16 protein-coding genes are annotated in these 15,762 nt (G+C 73.8%); 11 read left to right on the top strand and 5 right to left on the bottom strand.

The genetic code is table 11. From position 1 onward, the window contains the following. The first annotated feature begins 180 nt into the window (after positions 1-180). From ABZZ79_RS33425 to der, 7 genes are all read left to right on the top strand, one after another. Positions 181-900, top strand: coding sequence for an NUDIX domain-containing protein (locus ABZZ79_RS33425; RefSeq protein ID WP_356695286.1), 720 nt, complete (start codon positions 181-183; stop codon positions 898-900). After that, the gene (locus ABZZ79_RS33430) at positions 897-1,916 is read left to right on the top strand and encodes an ADP-ribosylglycohydrolase family protein (protein WP_356695288.1); all 1,020 of its coding nucleotides are present in this window, start codon (positions 897-899) and stop codon (positions 1,914-1,916) included. The genes ABZZ79_RS33425 and ABZZ79_RS33430 overlap by 4 nt, the downstream gene beginning before the upstream one ends. A gap of 161 nt (positions 1,917-2,077) precedes the next feature. Continuing rightward, positions 2,078-2,440 carry a chorismate mutase gene (aroH, locus tag ABZZ79_RS33435; protein ID WP_356695290.1) on the top strand — a complete coding sequence of 121 codons (363 nt, stop codon included), beginning with the start codon at positions 2,078-2,080 and terminating at the stop codon, positions 2,438-2,440. Then, complete coding sequence (locus ABZZ79_RS33440; RefSeq protein ID WP_356695292.1) at positions 2,437-3,522, top strand: prephenate dehydrogenase; 1,086 nt, start codon at positions 2,437-2,439, stop codon at positions 3,520-3,522. Before aroH ends, ABZZ79_RS33440 begins: the two co-directional genes overlap by 4 nt. Positions 3,523-3,717: 195 nt before the next feature. Further along, positions 3,718-4,404: a (d)CMP kinase gene (gene cmk, locus ABZZ79_RS33445; protein ID WP_356695294.1), complete on the top strand. Its 687-nt coding sequence runs from the start codon at positions 3,718-3,720 to the stop codon at positions 4,402-4,404. Positions 4,405-4,481: 77 nt separating this feature from the next. Then, positions 4,482-5,069: a lysophospholipid acyltransferase family protein gene (locus ABZZ79_RS33450; RefSeq protein ID WP_356695430.1), complete on the top strand. Its 588-nt coding sequence runs from the start codon at positions 4,482-4,484 to the stop codon at positions 5,067-5,069. Positions 5,070-5,175: 106 nt separating this feature from the next. Next, the gene (der, locus tag ABZZ79_RS33455) at positions 5,176-6,660 is read left to right on the top strand and encodes a ribosome biogenesis GTPase Der (RefSeq protein WP_356695296.1); all 1,485 of its coding nucleotides are present in this window, start codon (positions 5,176-5,178) and stop codon (positions 6,658-6,660) included. A gap of 70 nt (positions 6,661-6,730) precedes the next feature. On the opposite strand, the gene ABZZ79_RS33460 is transcribed toward der, so the two are convergent. Both ABZZ79_RS33460 and ABZZ79_RS33465 read right to left on the bottom strand, forming a co-directional pair. Continuing rightward, on the bottom strand, positions 6,731-7,105 hold the full coding sequence (locus tag ABZZ79_RS33460; protein WP_356695298.1) for a hypothetical protein: 375 nt from the start codon (positions 7,103-7,105) through the stop codon (positions 6,731-6,733). Between the two features lie 133 nt (positions 7,106-7,238). After that, positions 7,239-8,021, bottom strand: a complete 783-nt coding sequence (locus ABZZ79_RS33465) for a hypothetical protein (protein WP_356695300.1) — start codon at positions 8,019-8,021, stop codon at positions 7,239-7,241. 589 nt (positions 8,022-8,610) lie between these two features. Here ABZZ79_RS33465 and ABZZ79_RS33470 point away from each other — a divergent pair. Then, positions 8,611-9,294: a transglycosylase family protein gene (locus ABZZ79_RS33470; RefSeq protein ID WP_356695302.1), complete on the top strand. Its 684-nt coding sequence runs from the start codon at positions 8,611-8,613 to the stop codon at positions 9,292-9,294. Positions 9,295-9,406: 112 nt separating this feature from the next. Beyond that, a complete protein-coding gene (locus ABZZ79_RS33475) occupies positions 9,407-9,961 on the top strand; it encodes a transglycosylase family protein (RefSeq protein WP_356695304.1) in 555 nt (184 codons plus the stop codon). A gap of 40 nt (positions 9,962-10,001) precedes the next feature. On the opposite strand, the gene ABZZ79_RS33480 is transcribed toward ABZZ79_RS33475, so the two are convergent. The 3 genes from ABZZ79_RS33480 to ABZZ79_RS33490 are packed head-to-tail and all read right to left on the bottom strand — an operon-like array spanning position 10,002 to position 13,752. Beyond that, positions 10,002-10,664 carry an ATP-binding cassette domain-containing protein gene (locus tag ABZZ79_RS33480; protein ID WP_356695306.1) on the bottom strand — a complete coding sequence of 221 codons (663 nt, stop codon included), beginning with the start codon at positions 10,662-10,664 and terminating at the stop codon, positions 10,002-10,004. Then, entirely contained in the window at positions 10,661-13,276 is a 2,616-nt protein-coding gene (locus ABZZ79_RS33485; RefSeq protein ID WP_356695432.1) for an ATP-binding cassette domain-containing protein, read from the bottom strand. Before ABZZ79_RS33485 ends, ABZZ79_RS33480 begins: the two co-directional genes overlap by 4 nt. Continuing rightward, positions 13,276-13,752 carry a hypothetical protein gene (locus tag ABZZ79_RS33490; RefSeq protein WP_356695434.1) on the bottom strand — a complete coding sequence of 159 codons (477 nt, stop codon included), beginning with the start codon at positions 13,750-13,752 and terminating at the stop codon, positions 13,276-13,278. The genes ABZZ79_RS33485 and ABZZ79_RS33490 overlap by 1 nt, the downstream gene beginning before the upstream one ends. A gap of 139 nt (positions 13,753-13,891) precedes the next feature. Between ABZZ79_RS33490 and ABZZ79_RS33495 the strand changes: the two genes are divergently transcribed. Together ABZZ79_RS33495 and ABZZ79_RS33500 are read left to right on the top strand one after the other, a co-directional pair. Then, positions 13,892-14,482 (top strand): hypothetical protein, encoded by a 591-nt coding sequence (locus ABZZ79_RS33495; protein WP_356695308.1) that lies wholly within the window; start codon positions 13,892-13,894, stop codon positions 14,480-14,482. Next, complete coding sequence (locus ABZZ79_RS33500) at positions 14,451-15,752, top strand: ABC transporter substrate-binding protein (RefSeq protein ID WP_356695310.1); 1,302 nt, start codon at positions 14,451-14,453, stop codon at positions 15,750-15,752. Before ABZZ79_RS33495 ends, ABZZ79_RS33500 begins: the two co-directional genes overlap by 32 nt. Positions 15,753-15,762 lie beyond the last annotated feature (10 nt).

Here is a 15,762-nt window from a genome sequence, read left to right on the forward strand (position 1 = left end):
CATCGACCGGACCACCTACAAAGCAGCCATCAACATCACCATGCTCACAACCAGCACTTGACGCCCCGGCCCCGCCCTTAACTGAACGGCGTTGCCTCTAGGGGCGGTCGCCCTCAGGGGCTTGCCGTCTGCCTCCACCCCCTTTTATAGTCGTAGTGACTATAAAAGGGGGTGGAGGCCGTGGAGAGCTACGACAAGCACGCGTACGAACCCTTCGCCGTCACCGTCGACCTCGCCGTCCTCACCCTGCGCGAGGGCGCGCTGCACGTCCTGCTCGTCGAGCGCGGACAGGAGCCCTACGCCGGCCGCTGGGCACTGCCCGGCGGCTTCGTGCTGCCCGAGGAGTCGGCCGAGACGGCCGCCCGGCGCGAGCTCGCCGAGGAGACGGGCCTGGCCGACGTCTCCGGGCTGCACCTGGAGCAGTTGCGGACCTACAGCGAACCGGACCGCGACCCCCGGATGCGGGTCGTGTCGGTCGCCTTCACCGCGCTGCTGCCCGACGCCCCCGAGGCGCGCGGCGGCGGGGACGCGGCCGAGGCGCGCTGGCTGCCGTACGGCACGGCGGGGCCGCTGGCCTTCGACCACGACCGGATCCTGGCCGACGCCCACGACCGGGTCGGCGCCCGGCTGGAGCACACCTGCCTCGCCACCGCCTTCTGCCCGCCCGAGTTCACCCTCGGCGAGCTCCAGCAGGTCTACGAGACCGTGTGGGGCACCCCCCTGGACCGGCCCAACTTCCGCCGCAAGGTGCTCGCCACCCCCGGCTTCGTGGAACCCGTGCCCGGTGCCGCGCGGCTGACCGGGGGCCGAGGCAAACCGGCCGCCGTCTACCGCGCGGGCACCGCCACCGCACTGCATCCGCCCCTGCTCCGACCGTCCCGGGAAGGCCGTGCCGAATGACCAGCATCGTGGGGAAGAACGCCGCCACCGGGGCCCTGCTGGGGCTCGCCCTGGGCGACGCGCTCGGGTTTCCGACCGAGTTCGACGACGTCCCCTCCATCCTCGCCAGGTGCGGGCCCTGGCGGCGGATGGAACTGCCGGCCCACGCGATCGTCAGCGACGACACCCAGATGACCCTCGCGCTCGGCCGCGGCCTGCGCACCACCATGGACCGGGGCGCGCTCGCCCCGAAGCGGCTGGAGCGGCCGCTGCGCGAGGAGTTCGTGGACTGGTACCGGTCGCCGGAGAACAACCGGGCCCCCGGCAACACCTGCCTGCGCGCCTGCGACCTGCTCAAGGCCGAGGGCCGGGCCTGGCAGGACGCCAGCCAGATCGACTCCAAGGGCTGCGGCGCCAACATGCGGGTCGCGCCCATCGGCCTCGCCCCCGGGCTGAGCGACGAACAGCGCGCGGGCGCCGCCCAGTTGCAGGCCGCCCTCACCCACGGCCATCCGACCGCGCTCGCCGCCTCCGACCTCACCGCGCACGCCGTACGGCTGCTCGCCCAGGGTGCCGAGCCGACCGGCCTGGTCGGGCTGCTGCGGTCGTACGCCTACGACAACCGCACCCGCTACCACCACACCTGGCTCGGCGATCTGTGGACCCGCGCCCAGGACCCGTCGCCGGAGCACTTCATCGCGCGCGGCTGGGACGACTGCCTCGCCGCCCTGGCACGGCTCCAGCAGGCGCTGCGCGACCCCTCGCCCGAGACCGACCCGTGCCTGGCCACCGGGGAGGGCTGGATCGCCGAGGAGGCGCTGGCGACCGGGCTGCTGTGCTTCCTGCTGTTCGTCGACGAGCCGCTGACCGCGCTGCGCCGGGCCGCCTGCTCCTGCGGGGACTCCGACTCCATCGCCTGTCTCGCGGGCGCCTTCGCGGGGGCGTACCTGGGCGCGGCGGCCTGGCCGGCCGAGTGGGCGGACCGGATCGAGTACCACGGCGAACTGGTGGCGCTCGGGGCGCTGTGGGACATGTGACGGAGGCCGGGCGGGGTGCGGCGGGTGCCGGACGCCGGGGTGCTCACGGCATGTGACTATGGAGCGCCTCCAGGCGGACTCGAGCCGCACGCCGTTCCCGCGCGAGCTGACTACGCTGGTCAGGCCAACAGCACAGACGCAGACCAGCGAGGAGCAGCACCGTGGCGGTACGAGCGGTCCGGGGGGCCGTGCAACTGGAGCGGGACGAGGCCGGGCACATGGAGGAACGGGTCGGCGCGCTCCTCACCGAGCTCCTGGAGCGCAACGGCCTGACCACCGAGGATCTGATCAGCATCTGGTTCACGGCCACACCCGACCTGCACAGCGACTTCCCCGCGGTGGCCGCCCGCAGGCTCGGCATCGTCGACGTGCCGCTGATCTGTGCCCAGGAGCTGGAGGTCGAGGGGGCGATGCCGCGCGTCGTCCGGGTCCTCGCCCACATCGAATCCGACCGGCCGCGCGCCGACATCGCCCATGTGTACCTCGGTGCGGCCGCCGCCCTGCGTAAGGACATCGCCCAGTGAGGACCGCACTCGTCATAGGAACCGGGCTCATCGGCACCTCGGTGGCCCTGGCCCTCGCCCAGCGGGGCGTCACCGTCCATCTCGCCGACCACGACCCCGAGCAGGCCCGTACGGCGGCCGCGCTGGGGGCAGGCACCGACGAGGAGCCCGCGGGGCGGGTCGACCTCGCGGTGGTCGCCGCGCCGCCCGCGCACGTGGCCGCGGTGCTCGCCGACGCCATGCGCCGGGACGTGGCCTACGGCTACCTCGACGTGGCCAGCGTCAAGGGCGGCCCGCGCCGCGAGCTGGAGGAGCTGGGCCTGGACCTGTCGCGCTACCTCGGCACCCACCCGATGTCCGGCCGGGAGAAGTCGGGCCCGCTGGCCGCGACCGGCGACCTCTTCGAGGGCCGGCCCTGGGTGCTCACGCCGACCCGGGAGACCGAGACCGAGGTGCTGAACCTCGCCCTGGAGCTGGTCTCGCACTGCCGTGCCGTCCCGGTCGTCATGGACGCCGACGCCCACGACCGCGCGGTCGCCCTCGTCTCGCACATGCCCCACCTGGTGTCCAGCATGGTCGCCGCACGCCTGGAGAACGCCGAGGAGGCCGCCGTACGGCTGTCCGGGCAGGGCATCCGGGACGTGACCCGGATCGCGGGCTCCGACCCCAGGATGTGGATCGACATCCTCTCCGCGAACCCCGGGCCGGTCGCCGACCTGCTCGCGGACGTCTCCGCCGACCTCGGCGAGACGGTCCGGGCGCTGCGGGCCCTGGAGTCCTCCGACGAGGACAAGCGGCGCGAGGGCGCGGTCGGCATCGAGGACGTGCTGCGGCGCGGCAACGCCGGGCAGATACGGGTCCCCGGCAAGCACGGCTCGGCGCCCCGGGTGTACGAGACGGTGGCCGTGCTCATCGACGACCAGCCCGGACAGCTGGCCCGGATCTTCGCCGACGCCGACCGGGCCGGGGTCAACATCGAGGACGTGCGCATCGAGCACGCGACCGGGCAGCAGGCGGGTCTGGTGCAGCTCATGGTGGAGCCCAAGGCCGCGCCGATGCTGACGGCGGCCCTGCGCGAGCGGGGCTGGTCGATCCGGCAGTAGGGCATCCCCACGGGGCCGGGGCCGAGGGTGCTTCGGACGCCTTCCGGGATCTTGAGGAGCGGGCAGAGAGGGACCGGCCGTACAGGGCCGGTCCCTCCGGCAGTAAGAGGCGCGCCGCGGGGCCGGTAACCTTGTGCGGGGCGCTCTGACGTCCCGCACCCCACCAGCCTCACCGCACCAGGAAGGTGTCCCTCCGTGGAAAACGGCGCCGCCCAGCCCGTGATTGTCGCCATCGACGGCCCCTCCGGCACCGGCAAGTCGAGCACCTCCAAGGCCGTGGCCGCCCAGCTCGGCCTCAGCTACCTGGACACCGGTGCCCAGTACCGGGCGATCACCTGGTGGATGGTGACCAACGGGATCGACGTCGAGGACCCGACCGCGATCGCCGCGGTGGCGGGCAAGCCCGAGATCATCTCCGGCACCGACCCGGACGGGCCGACGATCACCGTCGACGGCACCGACGTCGCCGGGCCGATCCGCACCCAGGAGGTCACCTCCCAGGTCAGCGCGGTCAGCGCGGTGCCCGAGGTCCGGGCCCGGATCACCGAGCTCCAGCGCTCCATCGCGGCCGACACGGAGCGCGGCATCGTGGTCGAGGGGCGGGACATCGGCACGACCGTGCTGCCCGACGCCGATCTGAAGATCTTCCTGACCGCATCGGCGGAGGCACGTGCCGCCCGCCGCAGCGGAGAGCTGAAGGGCGCCGACGTGCACTCGACCCGCGAGGCGCTGCTCAAGCGTGACGCGGCCGACTCCAGCCGCAAGACCTCGCCGCTGGCCAAGGCCGGCGACGCGGTCGAGGTCGACACCACCGACCTCACGCTGGCGCAGGTCATCGAGTGTGTCGTCACCCTCGTCGAGGAGAAGCGAGCGGGAAAGTGAGCCTTCCGTCCGAGCGGGGTGCCGGGATTCCGTCCGAGCAGAGCGCCGAGACAGGGCGCCGGATCGGCGTCGGCCTGATGTACGGGCTGTGGAAGCCGCGTGTGCTGGGCGCCTGGAAGGTGCCGGCGGCCGGGCCGGTGATCTTCGCCGTCAACCACAGCCACAACATCGACGGCCCGATGGTCATGGGCGTGTGCCCGCGGCCCGTGCACTTCCTGATCAAGAAGGAGGCCTTCATCGGCCCCCTCGACCCCTTCCTGACCGGCATCGGCCAGCTGAAGGTGGACCGCGCGGCCGCCGACCGCACGGCGATCACCCGGGCGCTGGGCGTGCTGCAGAACGGCGGCGCCCTCGGGATCTTCCCGGAGGGCACGCGGGGTGAGGGCGACTTCGCCTCGCTGCGCGCCGGCCTCGCCTACTTCGCGGTCCGTGGCGGCGCGCCGATCGTCCCGGTCGCCGTCCTGGGAAGCTCCGAGCGCCGCGGACGGTTGATAAAGGCGCTGCCGCCGTTGCGCAGCCGCGTCGACGTCGTCTTCGGCGAGCCCTTCGACGCGGGCGACGGCAGCGGCCGCCGCACCCGCCGGGCGCTGGACGAGGCGACCGAGCGGATCCAGAAGCAGCTCACCGAGCACCTGGAGAGCGCCAGGCGCCTGACCGGGCGCTGAGCGACGAAAACGCCGGGCGCCCCACCGGGTGCTGGGCGAAACTGAGTAGTGGATCACCTCTGGCGGGAGGTCCACCGATCACCACGATGAACGAGGTACGGACTTCATGAACGACCACATCCAGCCCGATGGCTCGGCCGAGCACGAGTACGACCACGGGGCGCTCGGCGACGCCGAGTACGCGGAGTTCATGGAGCTCGCCGTGGAGGAGGGCTTCGCCCTCGAGGACGTCGAGGGCGCCATCGAGGCGGCCGGTCACGGCCCGCTGCCGGTGCTCGCCGTCGTCGGCCGTCCGAACGTCGGCAAGTCGACCCTGGTGAACCGGATCATCGGCCGCCGCGAGGCCGTCGTCGAGGACAAGCCCGGCGTCACCCGCGACCGCGTCACCTACGAGGCCGAATGGGCGGGCCGCCGCTTCAAGGTCGTCGACACCGGCGGCTGGGAGCAGGACGTCTTCGGTATCGACGCCTCCGTGGCCGCGCAGGCCGAGTTCGCCATCGAGGCGGCCGACGCGGTGGTCTTCGTCGTGGACGCCAAGGTCGGCGCCACCGACACCGACGAGGCCGTCGTGCGGCTGCTGCGCAAGGCGGGCAAGCCCGTGGTGCTGTGCGCCAACAAGGTCGACGGCCCGAGCGGTGAGGCGGACGCCACCTACCTGTGGTCGCTGGGCCTGGGGGAGCCGCACCCCGTGTCCGCACTGCACGGCCGTGGCACCGGCGACATGCTGGACGCCGTCCTGGAGGCGCTGCCCGAGGCGCCGGAGCAGAGCTTCGGCGGGACGGGTGTGGGCGGTCCGCGCCGCATCGCGCTGATCGGACGCCCGAACGTCGGCAAGTCCTCGCTGCTGAACAAGGTGGCCGGCGAGGAGCGTGTCGTCGTCAACGAACTCGCGGGCACCACCCGCGACCCGGTCGACGAGCTGATCGAACTGGGCGGCGTCACCTGGAAGTTCGTCGACACGGCCGGCATCCGCAAGCGGGTCCACCTCCAGCAGGGCGCCGACTACTACGCCTCGCTGCGCACCGCGGCCGCCGTCGAGAAGGCCGAGCTCGCCGTCATCCTGATCGACGCCTCCGAGAACATCTCGGTGCAGGACCAGCGCATCGTGACCATGGCCGTCGAGGCCGGGCGCGCGGTGGTGGTGGCCTTCAACAAGTGGGACACCCTCGACGAGGAGCGCCGCTACTACCTGGAGCGGGAGATCGAGACCGAGCTGGGTCAGATCGCCTGGGCGCCCCGGGTGAACGTCTCGGCGCGCACCGGCCGGCACATGGAGAAGCTGGTCCCGGCGATCGAGACGGCCCTCGCGGGCTGGGAGACGCGGGTCCCCACCGGCCGGCTGAACGCCTTCCTGGGCGAGCTGGTCGCGGCCCACCCGCACCCCGTCCGCGGCGGCAAGCAGCCGCGCATCCTCTTCGGCACCCAGGCCGGCACCAAGCCGCCGCGGTTCGTGCTCTTCGCCTCCGGCTTCATCGAGGCGGGCTACCGGCGCTTCATCGAGCGCCGGCTGCGCGAGGAGTTCGCCTTCGAGGGCACGCCGATCCACATCTCCGTACGGGTGCGCGAGAAGCGCGGCGCGAAGAAGAAGTGACCAGGCCACAGAAGAAGAAGTGACCGCGCACAAAGGGGCGGCCTCCTTCTCGGAGGCCGCCCCTTTCGTGTCAGTTCCCGCGTGTACCCGGCGGCAGCGCAGCCGGCACATGCGTCATCGTGCCGAGCTGCCCGACGCGCTGCCACTGCGACTGCTGCCCGGTGCCCTGCCGGGCGCTGCTCGCGCCCGCGCTGTAGGCGCTGTACGAGCTGCTGAAGGAACTGCTGAACGAGCCCGGGTACGCCCCTGGGTGACGACTGCCGAACGCGGTGAAGCCCAGTTCCTCCTCGCCGCTGCGGTCGCCCGGCAGTGAGCGGAAGGTCTTGACGTACTCGGCGTAGAGCGCGTCGTAGATCGGCGTGGCCGAGGGACCACCGTCGTTGGCCGCTCGCGCGGACGGAATCGGCGGGGGAACCTGGCGGCGGGGGACGGAGTATGCGTGCACGTATGTCCAAACGACCGAGCCGTGGAAGGGATGCGGCGCCGCACGCCCTGAAGGGGCGCGAGGAACCGCGCGAGCGACCACAGCCGCCCCGCAGCCCGCCCACCACCCCGGAGCCCCGCTCAGCAGGCGAGACTCACGTACCCGCCAGAGGCAGCGCCGCCCCGACCAACTTCCCGTTCGCCGCGGCCTTGTCCAGCGCGTCGCGCAGCAGGTCCTCGCGGGGCTGCCGCCCGATGGACCCCACCGGCGCGGCGAACATCAGCACCTGCTGGTGCTTGTTCGCGGCGGCCCGCCACCCCTCCGTCACCTGAAGCGGCTGATGCGCCTGCCACCAGGCCACCGGCTGGCCGCCGTTCGGACCGGGCTGGAGCACCGCGTGCAGCTGTCCCATGGCCAGCAGCACCGACCACCCGTGCTGCACCCGCGGTACCGCCGACAGCTCGGTGACCGGCATGAAGCCCTGCTCGATGAGCAGCGGCAGGAAGTCGTCGCCCAGCGCGGTGGAGCCGGGCCGCACGATCGGGCCGGTCGGCTCGACGACCAGGGCCGGGTGCAACTCCCCGGCGATCAGCACGAGTCCGCTGGTCACACCGAGGACGGCCTGCTCGGGCACGATCTTGTCCGGCTCCAGGTCGACGGTGTCACCGCTGATCGACCGCACGGCCCCGCGCAACTGCTCCTCGGTGACCTGGACGACCTGCGAGGGCAGACAGCCCGCGTGGGCGAAGGCCAGCACGGCGGTCTCGTCCCCGACGAACAGGACGGTGCTGGTGGGCTCCTGCTCCGAGTCACCCGGGGTGCGGCAGGACGTGCAGTCGTAGCTGCCGGGGGCGTTGACTCCGGCGAGCAGCCGGTCTGCTTCTTCGTCGCCGATCTCGGCGCGTACCTCGTCACTGAGGTCGAGCATGCGCGGCACGGGTGGCTCCCTGGGGATGCGGGGTCGGGCGAGGCCGGGCGGCCTCATGAAGATGACAACGGGGGAGTTGTGGCGGTGGTCACGCTGCTCGGCGAACGGAATCGAACCATCCGACGCGCAGGGTCACAATGCGCACGGAATCGGCCACTCATCGTCAAGTAAGGCAAAGGCGAGGGAACTTGAACCGGTGAGCTGGGTCACAGATTGTCACGTGACCAGGTCGTGACCTGGTCGACAAATCGGGAAATCCAGCCATCAAGTGGACAGTCGTAGTGCGGTGATACCGCCGGTAACGGCGAACTGGCCTGGAATGACGAGAAGTTGGTTGATGGGACTCGCCACGCTCCGTACATTCATCGGCCGTGTGCAACGAGCACCGCTCGGGTACGTCCGCCGATCAGCACGAAGCACGAAGCACGAAGCGTCACCAAGCAGTGAGCAGTGAGTACCACGTTCCACGCACTGCGCACCGAGTACTGAGAACGAGCAGTACGACCCCCGTGGCGGACGGGTGGAGCACGCGGAACGCGCCGATGCGCGCAAGCGTGCCCCGCTCTGGGGGACCCCGGGTCCGTAGAGAGGGATGCTCATGTCCGAATGTGCCGATACCACCCGCGCCACCTCCTCCCGCACGACGCGCACGACGCGCACGACGGCGGCTCTCGCCGGGGCGGCCCTGCTGGCCCCGCTCGGGCTGCTGGCCGCGACCGGCGACGCGCAGGCGGCGGACAGCGGAGTGTGGGACCGCATCGCCCAGTGCGAGAGCGGCGGAAACTGGCACATCAACACCGGGAACGGCTACTACGGCGGACTCCAGTTCTCCGCCGGCACCTGGAACGCCTACGGCGGCTCCGCCTACGCCCCGACCGCGGACGGCGCCGGGCGTGAGCAGCAGATCGCCGTGGCCACCAGGGTCCAGCAGGCCCAGGGCTGGGGCGCCTGGCCGACCTGCGCGGCCCGCGCGGGCGCTTACGGCGGCGCACCCGCGGCTCCGGCGACCTCGTCGTCCCCGAGCACTCCCGGCACCCCGGGCACCCCGGGCACCCCGAAGGCGGACTCCGCCCCGGCCGAGCCCGCCGAGGCTCCCGCCCGCACCGTGAACCACACCGACCGGGCCGCCTCCCGCGGGGACTACACGGTCCGCCGCGGCGACACGCTCAGCTCCGTCGCCGACCGGCACGGCATCAGCTGGCAGGCGCTGTACGCCGCCAACAAGGCCGTCATCGGTGCCGATCCCGACCTGATCCTGCCCGGCCTGCGCCTCGACGTCTGAGCCGCGGTTCCCGGCACACGAGGCCCCACCCGGTCCGCCGACCGGGTGGGGCCCCGCCCGCGTCGGGCGCGGCTGATGCGGCCGGGCGCGGCCCGCTGCTTAGCGTGGCCCGATGCCGCACCCGCGCTCCGTCGTGCTCGCCGCCCTCGCCCTGTTCGCCGCTCTCACCCCGGCCGCCGCGCAGGCCGCGCCGCTGTCGCGTCCGCCGGACACCGCCGTCGCGCGCGCACCGTACGCGTGCGCGGACGACGAATGGCCCTGGGGCTGCATCGCCGAGTGCGAGAGCAGCGGCCGCTGGCACGCCAACACCGGCAACGGCTACTACGGCGGACTCCAGTTCTGGCAGCCCACCTGGGAGGCGTACGGCGGCCTGAAGTACGCCCGCCGCGCGGACCTCGCCACCCGGGCCCAGCAGATCGCCGTGGCCCGCGAGGTGCTCGCGTGGCAGGGCTGGCAGGCCTGGCCCGCGTGCTCCCGGAAGTACGGCCTCTCCGGCCGGATGCACACCGTCAGGTCCGGCGACACCCTCTTCGCGCTCGCCCGCAAGTACGGCGTCAAGGGTGGCTGGAGCGGCCTGTACGAGGCCAACGCGAAGGCCCTCGGGAGCCGTCCGGACCTGCTGCGGATCGGCATGCTGCTGGTCATCCCGAAGGGCTCGGCCCGCTAGGCGCCTACCGCCGGGGCCGGGGCACCCGCCTGCCGGCCGGTCACTCGCCGCCCCGGCCCGCCGCCCGCCGCCACCACTGCGCGGCCTCCCCGCCGAACACCACCGCGCCCCGCCGCAGTTCGTACACGAACGCCCTGGTGCCGTGCAGGGCCGGCGGCAGCCGCTGTTCGGCGATCACCACGCACGCGTCCAGCCCGGCCAGCAGCTCGTAGGTGCGGGCCGCGACCTGGGGCGACATGCCCTGCGCGGGCTCGTCGACCAGCACCACGCGCGCGTGGGAGAGCAGCGCGCCCGCCAGGGCAAGCATCCGCTGCTCCCCGCCGGACAGGGTGCCCGCGCGCCGGTCCAGAAGCGGGGCGAGCTGCGGGTAGGCCGTCAGGGCGGGCCCGTGGCCGGGGGCGCGGAGCTCCAGGTTCTCGCGGACCGTCAGGGAACCGAAGACGGCCCGGCGTTCGGGCACCATGCACAGGCCCGCGCGGGCCCTGCGGTGCGCGGGCAGCCGTGTCACGTCCGTGCCGTCCCAGACGACCGCCCCGCCCGCCAGCGGCACGGTCCCGGCCAGCGCCCGCAGCACGGTCGTGCGGCCCGAGCCGTTGCGGCCCAGCAGCACGGTCAGACCGGGGGAGGGGGCGGCCAGGGTGACGCCGTGCAGGGCCTCCAGGGGGCCGTAGCGCACGCGCGCGTGGCGCAGGGACATCGTCATGCTCCGACCTCGCGCGCGTGCAGGACGCTGCCGGGCGGGCCGCCGGCGACGATCCGGCCCGCCGCCATCACATGCACGACGTCGGCGAGGTCCGCCACCAGGTCGAGGTCGTGCTCGACGACGAGCAGCGCGGTGCCGTCGGCGGCCAGGGCGGCGAGCACCCCGGCCAGGGCGGTGACCTCCTGGGTGTCCAGGCCGGCCGCGGGTTCGTCGAGGAGGAGCACGCGCGGGCCCGTCGCGAGGGCGCGGGCCAGTTCCACCCGGCGCAGGGTGCCGGTGGGGAGGTCCACGGCCGGCCGGTCGCGCACGCCGTCGAGCCCGAACAGGGCCAGCGCCCGGTCCGTGGCGCCCGCGCCGCCGCGGCCCTGTTCGGCGCCCACCCGGACGTTCTCGGCCACGGTGAGCGAGGGGAACACCGCGAGCTGCTGGAAGGAACGGGCGATGCCGAGACGGCTGCGCGCGTGCGCGGGAAGCGCGGTGATGTCCTGCCCGTCGAGCAGCACCCTGCCGCGCGCGGGGCGCAGGGTTCCCGCGAGACAGTCGAACAGGGTGCTCTTCCCGGCGCCGTTGGGGCCGACGACCGCCGTGATCCGGCCGGTGCGCACCTCCAGGCCGACGCCGCTGAGCGCGGCGAAGTCGCCGTAGAGCACGTGCAGATCGCGGGTGGTCAGCAGGGGCGTGGCGGGGGCGCGGCGGCGGACCGGGGCCCGCAGGGGAGGCGCCGGCGGCCCGGGGGCCGGGAGTTCGCGGGCGGGCGCGCCGCTTCGCAGGCTCGCCCGCACCCGCCGCCCCGCCCGGGTCAGCCGGGTCCGGGGCCCCTGCCGCAGCCGTGCGGTCGCCGAGCGCAGTGTCTCGTACGGGCCGGACGGGAAGCGGCCCACCAGCGCCGCCAGGACGCCGATCAGGGCCGCGGCCACTCCGCCCCGGGCGCCCGCGTCCAGGCCGACCAGGAGGGCCGCGGCGGCGAGGGCGCCGAGGGTGCTGTCGGCGCCGAGGACGACGACAGCGGCGAACCAGAGCAGGCTGCGGACGGGGTCGTAGGCGGAGGGGTCGAAGGCGCGCAGGCCCATGCCGAGCAGGGCGCCACCCAGGGCGGCCAGGGCGGCGCCCGCCACGAACGCCAGCAGCTTCAGGGAGGGAACCCGCACGCCCGCCGCCGACGCCCCCGCCTCATGGTCGCGCATCGCCGCCAGGGCCCGGCCGGTACGGCCCCGGCGCAGGGCGTGCACCGCCCACAGGGCGGCCGCCAGCAGCACCAGCTCCAGGACGTAGTACGCCCGGTCCCCCTCGAACCCGGCCGGGCGGCCCAGCGACAGGCCGTGCGTGGCGTACGGCTGGTCGAAGACGAAGCGGCTCACCGCGACGCCCACCGCGAAGGTGGCCAGCGCCAGCGCGAGACCGCGGCGGCCGATCGCCGGCCAGCCGGTGAGCAGGCCCAGCGGGGCGACCAGGAGCACGGCCACCGCCAGGGCGGCCAGCTCGGGCAGCCGGGGCAGCCCGGGGAAGCGCCCGGCCGCGAGCAGCGCGGTGAACAGGGCGCCCAGACCGGCGTAGGCCGCCTGCCCCAGGGAGATCTGGCCACCCCGGCCGGTCACCACCACCAGCGACAGCAGCACCACCGCCAGCGCCGGGACCTGCACCGCGGTGTGCAGGTCCGAGCCCGCGAAGCCCAGGGGCAGCAGGAACAGGACCACGACCACCGTCCAGGCGCCGGGAGGGGTCGCCACCCGGGCCGTCGCCGTGCGCGGCAGCGCGTCGCGCGTGCCCACGCCCGGCAGCACCAGCGCGGCCACCAGCAGCGCGACCACGAACAGGTTCGCGCCCACCGCCTGGAGCAACGGCTCGCCCCAGCCCGAGGGATGCAGCCGCGTCAGCTGGCTCTGCGCCACGCCGATACCGAGCGCCACCACGATCGCCACCGGCAGACTGCGCATCCGCGCGGCCACCGCGACCGCCACCACCTCCATCACCAGCAGCGGCATGCCGTACGGATCGAGACGTACGTAGGGCGCGAGCAGCACGCCCGTCAGGCCGGCCGTGAAGGCACCGAACGCCCAGCCCGCCGCCGCCACCCGGTCCGCGTCGATGCCGCCCAGCACGGCGAGCGAGCGGTCGTCCACCACCGCGCGCAGCTCCCGGCCGAAGCGCGTCCAGCGGATCAGCGCGCCGAGGCCAGCCGCGAGCAGCACCACCACCGCGAGCTGGCCCCAGGGGTCCGTCGACAGCAGCTCCGGGGCGTCGTCCCGCGCCCCCCGACCCCACAGCAGCGCCGACCCGCCCACCAGCAGCACGAACACGCCGATGGACGCCACCAGGGTCTGCGCCGGATCACCGCCGAGCACCGACAGCGGCCGGAAGACGAAACGCTCCAGCACGACCCCGAGGCCCGGGGCCACCACCAGCAGCGTCACCATGGCCCCGAGCCACAGCGGCCATCCCCACTCGACCACGCAACCGCGCAGCACATAGGCGCACACCACGGCGATCGCCCCGTGCGCGAAGTTCAGCACGCCCGTCGCGCGGTACGTCGCGATCAGCCCGATCCCGGTGAGCGCGGCCGCGCTGCCGACCGACAGGCCCGCCAGGGTGAGGTCGTAGGTGAGGGAGGACATCAGGCGTCCGACGGGGCGGGCTCGCAGATCGGGCACGGTTCCAGCTCGCCGTCCGCGAGCAGGGCCGCGTCCACCGGCACGGCCTCCGCCCTGCCCGCCACCAGCGGGCAGTCCGCGCGGTGCAGCAGCGTGCCGCCCGGCACCGTCAGCAGCTCCCGCGCGACCGCCACCCGGCCCGCGGCGTCCCGTGCCCGCCGCTCGCCCTCGGCGGGCTCCTCGGCCGTCAGCAGCCCGTACAGCTCCTCCACGCGCGCGGCGGCGAGCGCGTCCCGGCCGTGGGCCAGCAGCACCGCGCCCGCCACGATCAGGGCGGCCCCCGGGATCGTGCAGGAGGCGAGATACGGCAGCTGGCGTTCCGCGAACCGCTCCCCGGAGACGCCGTACCAGCCGATGACGCACAGCACCGCGCCGGCCGCGAGGGCGGCCCAGCCCGCCCACAGGACGGGGTGCGCGGTCCACGTCCGGGGTGTCCTCAACGTCGGCATCGTCGGCTCCCCCACGTGATGTGTCGGCGGTATGTCCAAGTCGCCCGATGTCTTGCACTATGCCTTCTGGAAGCCGACCCTGAAAGAACCGGGCGCGCACGGCCCGGACCGACACCCGGTGGTGAGCCAGATGGTTCTCGGGAGCGACCTCATCAGGTGGGGGAAGGCACGGCACGGGCGCGGACCGGGCACGGCTCTGGCGGCCGCCCTGCTGCTGTTCCTGGCCCCGGCCCTCGCCGCGTGCAGCGACGACGAGGGCGGCGGCGAGAGCGCGACCCCCGTGCCGACGATCGACACCCCGACCGGGATGCCGACGGTGACCGAGCCCACGCCGGCGGCCGCCGCACCCTCCGACCCGCAGGCGGCCGAGGCGGAGATCAAGGCGAACTGGGCGAAGTTCTTCGACCCGAGGACCGCGCCCGAGGACAAGCTGGCCGTGCTGGAGAACGGCGAGCGGATGGCCCCGGTGCTCCAGGCGTTCAGCGGTGACGAGCGCGGCGGCCGGGTCGGCGCGAAGGTCGAGAAGGTCGCGTTCACCTCGCCCACCGACGCGAACGTGACGTACAGCCTCACCCTTCAGGGCCAGACCGCGCTGCCGAACGCCGCGGGGACCGCCGTAGAGGAGGACGGCACCTGGAAGGTGTCCGCCAAGACCCTGTGCGCGCTGGTGCAGCTGAGCCGGACCGGCAGTGCGTCCCAGTCGCCGATCCCGGGCTGCTGAGGCCGCCGCCGCGGCGCTGCTGACGCTGCTCGCCGCCGCGTGCGGCAGCCGGCTGCCGGAGAGCGACTTCGAGCACCGCGACCGGGGCGGGAGCGGGACGCAGACGCCGAGCGCCGCCCCGATCCGCGTCGGCATCGTCACCAGCGCCACCAGCCCCGTCGGCGGCACCGCGTTCACCGGCCCGCGCGACGGCGCCAAGGCGTGGTTCGACCGGCTCAACGCGCGTGGTGGCATCGACGGACGCCGGGTGGAGGTGGCCGAGTGCGACGACGGCGGCAGCGGCGTCGGCAACAACGAGTGCGTGCACCGGCTGATCGACGAGGACCGCGTGGTCGCCCTGGTCGCCACCACCGCCCTGGACTACGCGGGCGCCTCCCGCGTCTCCGCCGCCCGCGTGCCCGACATCGGCGGCCAGCCCATCGGCGCCGCCTACGACACCTGGCCGCACCTGTACGGGATCTACGGCAGCCTCGCGCCCCGCGCCGGCACCCCGGGCTGGGACGGCGAGCTGTACGGCGGCACCGAGGTCTACCGCTACTTCAAGCGGGAGCACGGCGCCCGCACCGCCGCCGTCGTCTCCTACAACCAGGCCGCCTCCGCCGCCTACGCCCGCCTGATCGAGCGCGGTCTGAAGGCCGAGGGCTACAAGGTCGTCACCGAGCAGGTCGACTTCGCGCTGCCCAACTTCCGCGCGGTCGCGGCCGACCTGAAGGAGCAGGGCGCCGACCTCGTCTTCGACGCCATCGACGGCCATGGCAACGCCCGGCTGTGCGCGGCCATGGACGACGTCGGCGCCCATGTCACCGCCAAGGTCACCAACGTGCAGAACTGGACCTCCACCGTCGCCGAGGACTACAAGGACGCGCCGCGCTGCCGCAACGCCCTGTGGGCGACCGGCTCCAGCCGCAACTTCGACGACACGTCCTTCGCGCCCGTACGGGAGTTCCGGGAGGCCACGAACGGCCTTCAGACGCACTCCCAGTGGCAGTTGGAGGGCTGGGCCGCCGCGAAATGGTTCACCGAGGCGGCCGCGTCCTGCGCGGAAACGGGTGTCACGCGCGCGTGCGTCGACGACTTCATGAACCGCGGCGAGGGATACACCGCCGGCGGACTGCTGCTGCCGGTGACCTTCGAGCGACTGGCCGAGCCGCCGACGACACGCCGCACCTGTCTGTCGGTGGCGCGCTGGCGGGACGGCGGGGGCTGGGTCACGCAAGGGGACATGAACGACACCTGCTTCGTGGTGCCGCAACTGCCCTACGAGCCCTGAGCGCACCTGC

The sequence above is a fragment of the Streptomyces sp. NPDC006458 genome (assembly GCF_040612135.1).
In the GTDB taxonomy this organism is placed as follows: Bacteria; Actinomycetota; Actinomycetes; order Streptomycetales; family Streptomycetaceae; genus Streptomyces.

What these genes read in the sequence shown, in the direction of transcription:
- ABZZ79_RS33480 (WP_356695306.1), bottom strand. Translation starts at nt 10,664, where the DNA reads ATGACGATGTCCCTGCGCCACGCGCGCGTGCGCTACGGCCCCCTGGAG.
- ABZZ79_RS33495 (WP_356695308.1), top strand. Translation starts at nt 13,892, where the DNA reads ATGGTTCTCGGGAGCGACCTCATCAGGTGGGGGAAGGCACGGCACGGG.
- ABZZ79_RS33430 (WP_356695288.1), top strand. Translation starts at nt 897, where the DNA reads ATGACCAGCATCGTGGGGAAGAACGCCGCCACCGGGGCCCTGCTGGGG.
- ABZZ79_RS33470 (WP_356695302.1), top strand. Translation starts at nt 8,611, where the DNA reads ATGTCCGAATGTGCCGATACCACCCGCGCCACCTCCTCCCGCACGACG.
- ABZZ79_RS33485 (WP_356695432.1), bottom strand. Translation starts at nt 13,276, where the DNA reads ATGTCCTCCCTCACCTACGACCTCACCCTGGCGGGCCTGTCGGTCGGC.
- ABZZ79_RS33450 (WP_356695430.1), top strand. Translation starts at nt 4,482, where the DNA reads ATGTACGGGCTGTGGAAGCCGCGTGTGCTGGGCGCCTGGAAGGTGCCG.
- ABZZ79_RS33475 (WP_356695304.1), top strand. Translation starts at nt 9,407, where the DNA reads ATGCCGCACCCGCGCTCCGTCGTGCTCGCCGCCCTCGCCCTGTTCGCC.
- der (WP_356695296.1), top strand. Translation starts at nt 5,176, where the DNA reads ATGAACGACCACATCCAGCCCGATGGCTCGGCCGAGCACGAGTACGAC.